The sequence below is a fragment of the Pseudomonas sp. MYb327 genome, assembly GCF_040438925.1.
Classification (GTDB): Bacteria; Pseudomonadota; Gammaproteobacteria; order Pseudomonadales; family Pseudomonadaceae; genus Aquipseudomonas.
In genome coordinates, this window is sequence record NZ_CP159258.1 from 1,597,363 (window position 1) to 1,610,984 (window position 13,622).

Consider the following 13,622-nt stretch of genomic DNA (forward strand, 5'->3'; position numbering starts at 1 on the left):
TGAGCAACACGGAGTCGGGCAGCGAAGTGGTTTTTATTAGAGGGTTGGCGCGTAGACCTGACGGCCGGCGAACCAGGTTTGCAGCACTTGGGTGTCGTGCAGGGCTTTCTCATCGACGCTGAACACGTCGCGGTCGACCACGATGAAGTCGGCCTGTTTGCCAGCGCTCAGCGAACCGATCTGTTTGTCCAGGCCTATGGTGCGGGCGGCGTTGAGGGTGTAGGCGTAGAACATGGTTTCGCGGTCGATGCGCTCTTTCGCGTTGAGCACACCCAGCGGGCCGACCCGCGTCATGGCCTGGGCCATGGCGTTGAACGGGTTCGGCGTGGATACCGGCCAGTCGCTGGCTCCGGAGATGGTCGCGCCCTGTTTAAGCAGCGAGTGAGCCGGGTACTGGTAACGGAACGCCAGGGCGCTGACGTAAGGTTTGATCATGTCCGTGGTGTAGTCATCTGCGCTGGCCCACAGCAGTTGCATCGAGGCAATGACATCAAGGGGTTTGAAACGCGCGAACTCTTTCGGATTGACGATCTGCAAGTGCGTGATGGAGTGGGTCACGCCGCTCTGCCGATCCTTGCGCGCCTGGGCGATGCCGTTCAGCGATTCGCGCACCGCACGGTCACCGATGGCGTGGATGTGCACCAGCCAGCCGCGCTGATCGATGGCGCTGACCAGTTCACCGAAATGCTTCGGATCGATCAACAGCTCACCCGGTTTATGCGAGTTGGTGTAGGGGTCGATCATCGCCGCGCTCTGCGCCGGGTATTCGATCACGCCGTCGGCGAAGATCTTGATGCCGGGCAATGTCAGGTTGGGAATGCCCTGGAACTGCTGGCGAACCTTGTCCAGGGTGTCGAGATCGCCGGGAACGCTTTTGCCGTTGGCCACCAGCAACGCGGCGACGTGGGCAGTCATGCCGCCGCTTTCCGACAGCGCCTTGTACACCGGCAGCACGCCGACGGTTTTCTCCGTAGGCTTGAGGGCGAAAATCGGTTCGCCGGGCGCGGCGTTGGCGGCGGGGTCCATCCATGCGGTGATGCCGAGGCTGTTGTTGTAGCTCACGGCGGTTTGCGCCGCTTTCAACATGTCGGCGGCACTTGGCGATGGCATTTTCGAGGCGACGCGGTCCCAACCGGCATCCACAAGAAAGCCGTTGGGGCTGCCATCGGCCAGTTTGCCAATGGTGTCTTTCTCAGCGTCTGGCAGGGTTTTCAGCAGCGCCGCGTCGATGCCGGAGCGCTTGAGCATCACGTTATTGGCCCACGCCGTGTGGTGGTCGCTGCCGGTGAACACCACAGCGATGTCGGCCCATTCGCCGCTGTTGAATGTCTTGCCCAAGGCTTCGGCCTGCGCCCAGTAAGCCGAGCTCATGCCGGCCACACTCAGGACATCGCCATGCTTCGCCTTGCCGTCTTCACGCCAGGCACGCAGGCGTTTTTCCAGTTCATCGAGCTCGACCACCTCGTCTTCCATGTTGGCCGAGACCATCTCCAAACCGCCGAAAATCGCATGGGAATGGCTGTCGATCAGGCCGGGCATCAGGGTTTTGCCGGCCAGGTCGATGACTTTCGTTCCTGAGTCGATCAGGGCCTTGATTTGCGCATCGCTGCCCACTTGCAACACTTTGCCGTCCTGCACCGCCAAGGCCTGGACCTTGGGCTGGCTCCTGTCGGCGGTGAAGATCTTGCCGTTGAACAGCACCAGATCAGTCGCCGCCATGGCTTCCAACGAGGCAAAACTCACTGCCACCATCAACAGATTCGGGATGAATCTTTTCATTGAATGTTTCCTTGTTATTGCGTCTGATGGCCAGATTAGTGGCTTGCCGCGCTTGGCAGAACGCCTCGCTCACGAAAAACGTTTTTGCCTGAATGGAAAAAGTATGGACAAGTTGGGTGCACTGAAGATGTTCGTGGTCACGGCGCAACTGGGCAGTTTCAGTCGCGCCGCCGAGCAACTGGGCAAGACCCCGTCGGCCCTGACCAAAGCGGTCAATCACCTGGAAGCGGAACTCGGCGCGCGTTTGTTCGAGCGCAGCACCCGGCGGATTTTGCTCACCGAATCCGGGCGGCTCTACCTGGAAACCGCACGTCAGGTGTTGCAGCGGCTGGACGAGGCCGGCGAGGAAATCGAGCAGTTGCAGCATGGTCTGCGCGGCAGCCTGAAAATCACTGCGCCGCTGGCTTATGGGCAGGCTTTTCTCGATCAGGTGTGTGGCGGTTTTCTGGAACAGTACCCGCAGATCAACTTGCAGGTGGACCTGTGCGACGAGTTCGTCAATCTGCTCGAAAGCGGCTATGACCTGGCCTTGCGCGAAGGCCATGACGACTTGCCGGGGCTGATCGCCCGGGTGGTTGGCAGCAATCGCCTGGCGCTGTGTGGCAGCCCGCAATACCTGGCGCGCAAAGGGCTGCCGGTCACCCCGCAAACCCTCGATGACCACGAATGGCTGCTGTATCGCCATCCGTTGCTCAGCCGTGAATTCTGGTGGGCGGAGCGCGACGGCCAGCGTCTGAGCCTGCCGCAACCGCAGTCGCCACGGTTGCGCAGCGACAATTACGACCTGCTGCTGGCCAATGCCCTGGCCGGGCGCGGTTTGTTGCACACGCCGTTGTGGAGTGCCGCGCCGTATCTGGCTGACGGGCGACTGGTGCGGCTGATGGCCGACTATGACATCGACCCGGACAGCTTCGGTCCGCACATTCTGGCGGTGTACCCCAGCCATCGGCGGGCCACGGCCAAAGTGCTGGCATTCATCGATTACATCGCAGGGTTTCTGGAGTTCCGTGGCTTGAGCTGACTGGCGGTCCTTGCCAGGAAAATGCCAAAAGAGTACAAATGTACTCCATGACGACATTAACTCCCCGCCGTACCGCCATCCTGACCTTTATCCGCGAACGCATTGCCGAACACGGTCAATCCCCGAGCCTCGCTGAAATCAGCGAGGCGTTCGGTTTCGCCTCCCGCAGCGTGGCGCGCAAGCACGTGCTGGCGCTGACCGAAGCCGGGTTTATCGAGGTCAACCCGAATCAGGCCCGGGGCATTCGCCTGCTCGGGCAACCGCCGCGCCCCGAACTGCTGGACATCCCTGTACTGGGCCGGGTCGCGGCCGGTGCGCCGATCGGCGCCGATGCGGAAATCCATAGCCGTTTGCTGCTCGATCCGTCGATCTTCTCCCGGGTGCCGGACTACATGCTGCGGGTTCGCGGTGACTCGATGATCGAGGACGGCATCCTCGACGGCGATCTGGTGGGCGTGCATCGCAGCCCCGAGGCCGTCAACGGCCAGATTGTCGTGGCACGCCTCGACGGCGAGGTCACTATCAAACGCTTCGAACGGATCGGCGACACGGTGCGCCTGTTGCCGCGCAACCCGGCCTACCAGCCGATCGTCGTTGAAGGCGACCGGGACCTGGCCATCGAAGGGGTGTTCTGCGGCCTGGTGAGGCAAGGCTGATGGGGGCCGTCGTTGCGCTGGATACGCTGTTCAATGGCGGCCAGGTCTGGAAGGGCCGGCCTGCGCCGCCGGCCGCCAGCCCACAACCCACCGGGCATGCCGCTCTGGATGCGGCGCTGCCCACGGGCGGCTGGCCGGAAGCGGCACTGACGGAAATCCTCCTGGCCGGGCAGGGCGTCGGCGAGTTGCAACTGGTGTGGCCGGCGCTGGCGCGGTTGTCGGCGGCCGGCGAGCGCATCGTGCTGGTGGCGCCGCCGTATGTGCCGTATCCCCAGGCCTGGCAGAACGCCGGGGTCGATCTGCGCCAGTTGTCGATCATCCAGGCCAGCGAGCGCGATGCGTTGTGGGCGGCGGAACAATGCCTGCGTTCGGGCAGTTGCGGCGCGGTGCTGTGCTGGCCGCATAAGGCCGACGACCGTGCGCTGCGCCGCTTGCAGGTGGCGGCGGAAACCGGTTCGACCCTGGCGTTCGCCTATCGCTCGCTCAGTGAAGCGATCAACCCGTCACCGGCAGCCCTGCGCATCGCCATCGATGCCGCCATCAATGCCAGGCCTGCGCAATTGCGGGTGCTCAAGTGCCGGGGCGGGCTGGTCCGTTCGGCGCCGATTGCCTTCGCCGTGGGGCATTGAGGTTGCCATGCGCTGGGTCTGTATTCTTTTCCCGCAATTGGCGCTGGACGCGGTACTGCGCCAACGCGCCGACCCCGAAGAGCCGCTCGCACTGCTGACCGGCCCGGCCCAGCGTCGGGTGTTGCAGGCGGTCAACGGCCCGGCGCGGGCACTGGGCTTGCGTCCCGGGCAGTCGATGAGCGCCGCGCAAGCCTTGAGCAAGGGCTTTGCCACGGCCGAGTACGACGTCGCTGACATCGAACACTGGCAGCAATTTCTCGCCGCCTGGGCCTATCGCTTCAGCTCCCAGGTCAGCGTCCATTATCCACGGGCGCTGGTGTTTGAAATCGAGTCCAGCCTGGGACTGTTTGGCGCCTGGCCGCAATTCGAGGCGCGTTTGCGCAACGAACTCGGCGAACTGGGGTTTCGTCACCGCATTGTCGCCGCCCCCAACCCGGTGGCGGCGCGGGTGCTGGCCAACGCCTATGACGGCCTGGTGGTGCCCGACGATCTAGCCTTGCAGCATTACCTCGGGCAATTGCCCGTCGACCGGATTGGTCTGGAGGCCAGCGTCGCCACGGCGTTGTCGCGCATGGGGCTGCGCACCTTGAGCCAGGTGCAGGCGTTGCCCCGGCACAGCCTGGCCCGGCGGTTTGAGGCTCAGGTGCTTAAACACCTGGATGCGTTGCAGGGCACACGGCGGTTGGCGCTGGCGTTCTACCTGCCGCCGGACCGCTTCGATGTGCGCATTGAGCTCAATTTCGATGTGCAATCCCATCAGGCCTTGTTGTTTCCGCTGCGTCGATTGACCGGCGACCTGTCGGCGTTCCTCTGCGGTCGCGACAGCGGCGTGCAGCGTTTCGATCTGCACTTGGAACACGCCGGATTGCCGGATACCGTCATCAAGGTCGGCCTGCTCAGCGCCGAGCGCGATCCGGGGATGCTTTTCGAACTGGCCCGGGGGCGGCTGGAGCAGGTCCAGGTTGAAGCCCCGGTGCGCGGTTTTCGTCTGCGCGCCGAAGACTTGCCCAGCTTCGTCCCGCAGTTTCAGGAACTGTTCGATGATCGCCCGCAGCAGACCCTGCCCTGGGAGCAACTGCGCGAACGCTTGCGGGCTCGGCTGGGGGATGACGCGGTGCACGGCTTGCGCTTTCAGGCCGATCACCGACCCGAGTGCACGTGGCAGGCCAGGGCCGACAGCCAGCCTCGCGCGGGATTTCCGACCGTGCAGCGACCGGGCTGGCTGCTGACTGAGCCATTGGCGGTGCACGAAGGCTCGACGCGTATTCTCATGGGGCCGGAGCGCATTGAGTCCGGCTGGTGGGACGGCGCTGACGTGCGCCGCGACTACTACCTGATCGAAACCCGTACCGGCCAACAGGGCTGGGCCTATCGCGCGGTGGGCGAGGATGGTCCGTTGTGGCTGCAAGGCTGGTTCGCATGAACGCCGGATATGCCGAACTGCACTGCTTGTCGAACTTCAGTTTCCAGCGCGGTGCCTCCAGTGCCCTCGAGCTGTTTCAGCGGGCGAAAAAGCAGGGCTATCAAGCCCTGGCAATCACCGACGAATGCACCCTGTCCGGCATCGTCCGCGCCTGGCAAGCGGCGAAGTCCGTGGAGTTGCCGCTGATCATCGGCAGCGAAATCCGCATCGAAAATGGCCCGAAACTGGTGTTGCTGGTGGAGAACCTTGAGGGTTACCAGACCCTGTGCCGTCTGATCACCCGTGCCCGACGCCGTACGCAGAAAGGCCAGTATCAAGTGCTGCGGGAAGACTTCAATGAACCGTTGCCAGGGCTGTTGGCACTGTGGGTGCCGGACGCGGTCAATGATTTTGCACAAGGTCACTGGCTCAAGCAGGCCTTCGATGAACGCCTGTGGCTGGCGGTGCAGTTGCATCGTGGTCAGGACGATACTCGGCGCCTCAACGATCTGCTGATCTTGTCCAGGGAGCTGCGGATTCCTGCGGTGGCCAGCGGTGATGTGCACATGCACGCGCGCGGGCGGCGCGCCCTGCAGGACACCATGACCGCGATCCGCCATCACTTGCCGGTGGCCGATGCCGGGTTGCGCCTGCACCCCAACGGCGAACGGCATTTGCGCAGCCTCGACGTGCTGCGAGAGCTCTATCCGCCAGCCTTGCTCGATGAAACGTTGAACATTATCGGGCGCTGCACCTTTGATCTTGGCCAGTTGCGGTATCAGTATCCACGGGAACTGGTGCCGGACGGACACAGCGCAGCGTCGTGGCTGAGGGAATTGACCGAGCGCGGCATGTGCGAGCGCTGGCCTCATGGGGCGAGCGAGAAAGTGCGCGGCTTGATCGACAAGGAACTGGGGCTGATCGCCGAGTTGGGCTATGAGAGTTATTTCCTCACCGTTCAGGACATCGTCGCCTTCGCCCGGCGCGAAAAAATTCTCTGTCAGGGCCGGGGTTCGGCGGCTAACTCGGCGGTGTGCTTTGCCTTGGGCATCACCGAGATCGACCCCGACCGGATGGACATGCTGTTCGAGCGTTTTCTTTCCAAGGAACGCGACGAACCGCCTGATATCGATGTGGACTTCGAGCACGAACGTCGCGAAGAGGTCTTGCAGTACGTGTTCCAGCGCTATGGCCGGACTCGAGCGGCATTGACCGCCGTGGTCAGCACTTACCACGCGGCCGGTGCCGTGCGCGATGTGGCCAAGGCATTGGGCCTGCCGCCGGATCAGATCAACGCCCTGGCTGATTGCTGCGGTCACTGGAGTGATGAAACTCCGCCCGTGGAGCGCCTGCGTGAAGGCGGGTTCGATCCCGAGAGCCCGGTGCTGCGCCGGGTGTTGAGTTTGACCCAACAACTGATCGGTTTCCCCCGGCACCTGTCCCAGCATCCCGGTGGCTTCGTGATTTCCGAGCAGCCGCTGGACCACCTCGTGCCAGTGGAAAACGCCGCCATGGCCGAGCGCACCATCATCCAGTGGGACAAGGACGATCTCGATGCGGTCGGCCTGCTCAAGGTGGATATCCTCGCGCTGGGGATGCTCAGCGCGATTCGTCGTTGTCTCGATTTGCTGCGTCGTCATCGCAACCTGGACTTGAGCCTGGCGTCGATCCCCTCCGAAGACGCGTTGACCTACGACATGATTGGCCGCGCCGACACCGTCGGTGTATTCCAGATCGAGTCCCGGGCACAGATGTCGATGCTACCCAGGCTCAAGCCGCGCAAGTTCTATGACCTGGTGATCGAGGTGGCCATCGTTCGCCCCGGGCCGATTCAGGGCGGCATGGTGCACCCGTATTTGCGCCGACGAAACAAGGAAGAACTCGAAAGCTATCCCTCCGAAGAGTTGCGCGAGGTGTTGAAACGCACCCTCGGTGTCCCGCTGTTCCAGGAACAAGTGATGCAGATCGCCATCGTCGCCGCCGACTACAGCCCCGGCGAGGCCGATCAGTTGCGCCGATCCATGGCGGCATGGAAACGCCATGGCGGACTGGAGCCGCACAAGGATCGCCTGGCCGCCGGAATGAAGAAAAAAGGCTACACCGCTGACTTCGCTGCGCAGATCTTCGAACAGATCAAAGGCTTTGGCAGCTATGGTTTCCCCGAGTCCCACGCCGCCAGTTTTGCCTTGCTGACCTACGCCAGTTGCTGGTTGAAATGCCATGAACCAGCGGCTTTCGCCTGTGCGTTGATCAACAGTTGGCCGATGGGCTTCTACAGTCCGGATCAGATTCTGCAGGACGCTCGGCGCCACCATTTGCAGATTCGTCCGGTGGACGTGCGGGCCAGCGATTGGGATTGCAGCCTCGAACCGATTGCCGGTGCGCAACCGGCGATTCGCATGGGCATGCGGATGATCAAGGGTTTTCGCGAGGACGATGCCCGGCGCATCGAAGTGGCGCGGGCGAGTGGCGCGTTTGCCGACATCGCCGACCTTGGCGAACGGGCGCGACTCGATGCCCGCGCCCAGGAACAACTGGCCGATGCCGGTGCATTGCGGGGGCTGGCCGGTGACCGCCATCGGGCGCGCTGGGAAGTCGCGGGGGTGCAGAAACAGCTTGGGCTGTTTGCCGGCCTGCCCAGTCAAGAGGAGGGCGCGGTGATGCTGCCAAAACCTACGGTCGGCGAGGATTTGTTGGCCGATTACAACAGCCTCGGCACCACCCTCGGGCCGCATCCGCTGGCCTTGTTGCGCAGTGAGTTGAAAGCCCTGCGCTGCCGCAGTTCGAAGGAGTTGCTGGAGGTGGAACATGGGCGGCCGGTCAGCGTCGCCGGGCTGGTGACCGGACGACAGCGGCCAAGCACCGCCAGCGGCGTAACCTTCGTCACCCTGGAAGACGAGTTCGGCAACGTCAACGTGGTGGTCTGGCGCGACCTGGCAGAGCGCCAGCGCCAGGTGCTGGTGGGCTCGCAGTTGCTCAAGGTCGATGGGCGCTGGGAAAAGGAAGGCGAAGTACGACACCTGATTGCCGGACGCTTGAGCGACCTGACTCCACTGCTGGACGGCATCAGCGTTCGCAGCCGGGATTTCCGCTAACCTACGCGGGGAGCAAGCTCCCTCGCCACAGAAGCGTTGACGATGCGAATCAGCTAACCTCCATGAAACCAATGCCATCCGCAATGCTCGAAACAAACGGGTGTGGATTACCGGGACAGAGCCAACCGATGCAGTTTCTAGAAAATAGCCACGGGTGTGCCGGCTGGGGCGGCGAAATGGCCGGGCGCATTCGTGCGTTCGACTGGAGCCGGACCGAGCTGGGGGCTCTCGATACCTGGTCGAAAAGCCTGAGCAGTACGGTGCAGTTGATGCTCGCTTCACCATTGCCGATGGTGATGCTCTGGGGCCGCTCCGGCTTCATGATCTATAACGACGCTTATTCAGAATTTGCCGGCGGGCGCCATCCTTACCTGTTGGGTTCTCCGGTAGAACTGGGCTGGCCGGAAGTCGCCGAGTTCAATCGGCATGTCGTCGACACCTGCCTGTCCGGTGGCACCTTGTCCTACCGCAATAAGGAGTTGGTGCTGCTGCGCGACGGGATTCCCGAAGACGTCTGGCTCGACCTCTATTACAGCCCGGTATCCGATGATGACGGACGCCCGGCCGGGGTCATGGCGATGGTGGTCGAGACCACGGAATTCGTGATGTCCGAACGCCTGCGTCAGGCTGCCGAAAACGCCTATCGCGCCGACAACGAACGGGTTCGCCTGGCACTGAATGCCGGGGCTTTGCTTGGCTCGTTCGTCTGGGACGTCAAAGGCAATGTGCTGAGCGGTGATGAGCGTTTCGCCCGGACCTTTTCTTATCCCGCCGACGTGCCACTGGACAACCTGCCACAGGACATCGCTGAAGCACGTATCCACCCCGATGATCTCAGTTGGGTGCAGGAACAGGTCCAGCAATCCGTCGAAACCGGCGAGTCCTTCAACGCTGAATATCGGGTCATTCGCCCCGATGGCACTTACCTGTGGGTACTGGCCAGCGGTTGTTGCGAGTTCGACGAACAGCGCGAGCCGTTTCGTTTCCCCGGGGTGTTGATCGACATCCATGAACGCAAAATCGCCGAAGAATCCCTGCTCAGGTTCACCCGCAACCTTGAGCAACGGGTGGCTGACGAAGTCGAAGCGCGGATGGCGGCGGAGGAGCAACTGCGCCAGTCGCAGAAACTCGAGGCCATTGGTGGCCTCACCGGTGGCGTGGCTCACGACTTCAACAACCTGCTGCAAGTGATCGCCGGCAACCTTCACTTGCTGGCCCGGCATGAGCCGGACAACGCCAACGTCCAGCGCCGGGTCGCGGCGTCGATTGCCGCCGTTGAGCGCGGTGCAAAACTGTCCTCGCAACTGCTCGCGTTTGCCCGTCGTCAACCGTTGTCCCCGGCGATTTGCACGCCTCAGCAGATCTTCGACGACTTGGGTGAATTGTTGCAGCGTGCGCTAGGGGAAATTATCCAGATCCATTTGTCGGCGCCCGTAGACCCTTGGCAGGTTTTCGTCGATCGCAACCAATTGGAAAATGCCATCCTCAACCTGGCGATCAATGCCCGGGACGCCATGAAGGGCGAGGGGACCATCGACCTCAGTGCCGACAACATCTTCCTTGATCGCGCGTTTTGCGCGGGCAAGGGCATCCCGTCTGGTGACTATGTGCGTGTATCGGTGGCCGATGCGGGCGTCGGCATGGCGCCGCCGGTGCTCGCGCAGGCGTTTGAACCGTTTTTCACCACTAAACCCGATGGCCAGGGCACAGGGCTGGGCTTGAGTATGGTATTCGGCTTCGTCAAACAGAGCGGCGGGCATATCGAGATGTCCAGCGTCGTTGACCAAGGCACTCGGGTGCAGATGTATTTCCCGCGCAGCCTGCGCTTGGCGGGCAGTGAAACGACCATCCCGGACGTGCAGCAACGGGGCGGCCATGAGCGGGTACTGGTGGTCGAGGACAATGAAGCGGTGCGAGTTTCGACCGTGGAGTTGCTGCGCGAAGAGGGTTATCAGGTGCTGACAGCCGCCAATGCCGACGCCGCGATGCAGATGTTGCTGGAAGGTGTGACGGTGGACCTGATTTTCACCGACGTGGTCATGCCTGGCCTGATCAAGAGTTCCGACCTTGCGGCGTGGGCGAAAGTGCAAAACCCGCCGGTGACGGTGCTGTTCACCTCGGGGCACACCCGTGACATTATTTCGCGCAACCACCAGCTCGGCCCGGATACCCATTTGCTGAGCAAACCCTACAGCCCCGACGCGCTGACCCGAATGATTCGCAGCGTCCTCTACGGTTAACCAAAAACCTGTAGGGGCGGGCTTGCCAGCGATGGCGGCTTCGTAGTCAACACAGAAGCAATTGACACGACGCGATCGCTGGCAAGCCAGCTCCTACGGTCAGTTGTTTTCCGGGAAATTAAACAAGGCGACCTGATGACTTCCACGCGCACCACCAACCCAACCTCCGGCATGGTCAAGGTGCGCGGGGCCCGGGAGCACAACCTCAAGAACATCGATGTCGATATTCCCCGCGACGCACTGGTGGTCTTCACCGGTGTGTCCGGTTCGGGGAAGTCGTCCCTGGCGTTTTCCACCCTCTACGCTGAGGCTCAACGGCGCTACTTCGAATCCGTGGCGCCGTACGCGCGGCGGCTGATCGATCAGGTCGGCGTGCCGGACGTCGATTCCATCGAAGGCCTGCCGCCGGCGGTGGCCTTGCAGCAACAGCGAGGTACGCCGAGCACGCGTTCTTCAGTGGGTAGCGTGACCACGTTGTCGAGCCTGATCCGCATGCTGTACTCCCGCGCCGGCAGTTATCCGCCGGGACAACCGATGCTGTACGCCGAGGATTTTTCCCCCAATACACCTCAAGGTGCATGCCCCGAATGCCACGGTTTGGGCCGGGTGTATGAAGTCACCGAAGCGTTGATGGTGCCGGAGCCGAACCTGACCATCCGCCAGCGCGCCGTTGCTTCCTGGCCCCTGGCCTGGCAGGGCCAGAACCTGCGCGACATCCTGGTGACCATGGGCATCGACGTCGACATCCCTTGGCGCAAACTGCCAAAAAAACAGCGCGACTGGATTCTCTTCACCGAAGAAACCCCGACGGTGCCGGTGTATGCCGGGCTCACGCCAGAGGAAACCCGAGTCGCGCTCAAGCGCAAAATGGAGCCCAGTTACCAGGGCACATTCACCGGCGCGCGGCGCTACATCCTGCACACCTTCACCCACTCGCAAAGCGCGTTGATGAAGAAGCGTGTCTCGCAATTCATGCTCGGCAGCCCGTGCCCGTTGTGCGACGGCAAGCGCCTCAAGCGCGAGGCGTTGTCGGTGACGTTCGCCGGCTATGACATCGGCGAGTTGTCGCAGATGCCGCTGCTGCAAGTGGCCGAAGTACTGAAGCCGGTGGCGGCCCAGCATTATCTTGAAGAGGGCGAAGAGGCCGGTGAGGTGTTGACTCACACCCAGACCCGCGAAGCCCGCGAACAACGAGTGGCCCACGGCGCCAGCGGCCACGCCAACGCTCCGGACGTGCGGCACACGCCGAACCTGTCGGTGGAAAAGCGTCTGGCCGCGCAACGAATCGCTCAGGACTTGCTGGAACGGGTCAGCACCCTGACCGATCTTGGCCTCGGTTATCTGGCACTGGAACGCAGCACGCCAACGCTGTCGTCCGGCGAGTTGCAGCGCTTGCGTCTGGCGACGCAGTTGGGTTCACAGTTGTTCGGCGTGATCTACGTGCTGGACGAACCCTCGGCCGGCCTGCATCCGGCGGATGGCGAGGCGCTGTTCGAAGCCCTGCAACGCCTGAAAGCGGCGGGCAATACCTTATTCGTCGTCGAGCACGACCTGGAAACCATGCGCCGTGCCGACTGGTTGATCGACGTCGGCCCGGCGGCGGGCGAGCATGGCGGGCGAGTGCTGTACAGCGGCGCGCCGGCGGGTCTGGCCGATGTGAAGGACTCGCAAACCCGCGCCTATCTGTTCGCCGAGCAGGTCACTCAACCCCGCGCCGCCCGCCAGGCCACTGATTGGCTGCGCTTGGAGGGCATCACCCGCAACAACCTGAACGACCTCAGTGTCGAGTTTCCGCTGGGTTGTTTTACCTCCGTCACCGGTGTCTCGGGTTCGGGCAAATCGAGTCTGGTCAGCCAGGCGTTGCTGGAGTTGGTCGGCGCGCACCTTGGGCGTCCGGTGACCGAGAGTGAGCCGGAAGAACTGAACCTGGAAGACGACACGCCACAAACCAGCGGAGGACAGGTCACGGCGGGCCTGGCATCGATCAAGCGTCTGGTGCAGGTCGACCAGAAACCCATCGGCCGCACCCCGCGCTCCAACCTCGCGACCTACACCGGCCTGTTCGACAACGTTCGCAAGCTCTATGCCGCCACGCCTGACGCTCAAACGGCGGGTTATGACGCCGGGCAGTTTTCTTTCAACGTCGCCAAGGGGCGCTGCCCGACGTGCGAAGGCGAAGGATTTGTCAGTGTCGAATTGTTGTTCATGCCCAGCGTCTATGCGCCTTGCCCGACCTGCCACGGCGCCCGCTATAACCCCGAGACGCTGGCGATCACCTGGCAGGACCGTAACATCGCCCAGGTGCTGCAATTGACCGTCGACGAAGCGGTTGAGGTGTTCACCGAGCAAGCGGCTATCCGCCGCTCGTTGGAGGTGTTGCGCGATATTGGCCTGGGTTATTTGCGTCTCGGCCAACCGGCGACGGAGCTTTCGGGCGGCGAGGCGCAACGGATCAAACTGGCCACCGAACTGCAACGCAACCAGCGCGGGGCGACGCTTTATGTGCTCGACGAACCGACGACCGGGTTGCACCCGCGAGACGTCGATCGCTTGCTCGAACAGTTGAACAACCTCGTGACGGCGGGGCACACGGTGATCGTTGTCGAACACGAAATGCGCGTGGTGGCACAGAGTGACTGGGTGATCGATATCGGGCCGGGGGCGGGGGATCAGGGCGGCAAGATTGTCGTGGCGGGGACGCCGCAGAAAGTCGCGAAAAGCAAGAAGAGCCGGACGGCGCCGTTCCTTGCCAGAGCCCTCAATCTCTAGGCGCCGGCTTGCTGGCGATGGTGTTTTTAGA

8 protein-coding genes are annotated in these 13,622 nt (G+C 62.8%); 7 read left to right on the top strand and 1 reads right to left on the bottom strand.

Annotation, left to right across the window (positions count from 1 at the left end; translation table 11 throughout):
• Positions 1-36 precede the first annotated feature (36 nt).
• Complete coding sequence (locus ABVN21_RS07235; RefSeq protein ID WP_339556147.1) at positions 37-1,779, bottom strand: amidohydrolase; 1,743 nt, start codon at positions 1,777-1,779, stop codon at positions 37-39.
• Between the two features lie 103 nt (positions 1,780-1,882).
• Between ABVN21_RS07235 and ABVN21_RS07240 the strand changes: the two genes are divergently transcribed.
• The 7 genes from ABVN21_RS07240 (at position 1,883) to uvrA (ending at position 13,591) form a co-directional block, all read left to right on the top strand.
• On the top strand, positions 1,883-2,800 hold the full coding sequence (locus tag ABVN21_RS07240; RefSeq protein ID WP_339556148.1) for a LysR substrate-binding domain-containing protein: 918 nt from the start codon (positions 1,883-1,885) through the stop codon (positions 2,798-2,800).
• A gap of 38 nt (positions 2,801-2,838) precedes the next feature.
• Complete coding sequence (lexA, locus tag ABVN21_RS07245; RefSeq protein WP_339556149.1) at positions 2,839-3,456, top strand: transcriptional repressor LexA; 618 nt, start codon at positions 2,839-2,841, stop codon at positions 3,454-3,456.
• Entirely contained in the window at positions 3,456-4,085 is a 630-nt protein-coding gene (imuA, locus tag ABVN21_RS07250) for a translesion DNA synthesis-associated protein ImuA (RefSeq protein WP_339556150.1), read from the top strand. Before lexA ends, imuA begins: the two co-directional genes overlap by 1 nt.
• Before the next feature lie 7 nt (positions 4,086-4,092).
• Positions 4,093-5,508: a DNA polymerase Y family protein gene (locus ABVN21_RS07255; RefSeq protein ID WP_339556151.1), complete on the top strand. Its 1,416-nt coding sequence runs from the start codon at positions 4,093-4,095 to the stop codon at positions 5,506-5,508.
• Positions 5,484-8,582 (top strand): error-prone DNA polymerase, encoded by a 3,099-nt coding sequence (locus ABVN21_RS07260; RefSeq protein WP_339556152.1) that lies wholly within the window; start codon positions 5,484-5,486, stop codon positions 8,580-8,582. The genes ABVN21_RS07255 and ABVN21_RS07260 overlap by 25 nt, the downstream gene beginning before the upstream one ends.
• A 128-nt stretch (positions 8,583-8,710) precedes the next feature.
• Positions 8,711-10,822, top strand: coding sequence for an ATP-binding protein (locus ABVN21_RS07265; protein WP_339556153.1), 2,112 nt, complete (start codon positions 8,711-8,713; stop codon positions 10,820-10,822).
• A 135-nt stretch (positions 10,823-10,957) separates the two neighbouring features.
• Positions 10,958-13,591 (top strand): excinuclease ABC subunit UvrA, encoded by a 2,634-nt coding sequence (gene uvrA / locus ABVN21_RS07270; RefSeq protein ID WP_339556154.1) that lies wholly within the window; start codon positions 10,958-10,960, stop codon positions 13,589-13,591.
• The last annotated feature ends 31 nt before the right edge of the window (positions 13,592-13,622 follow it).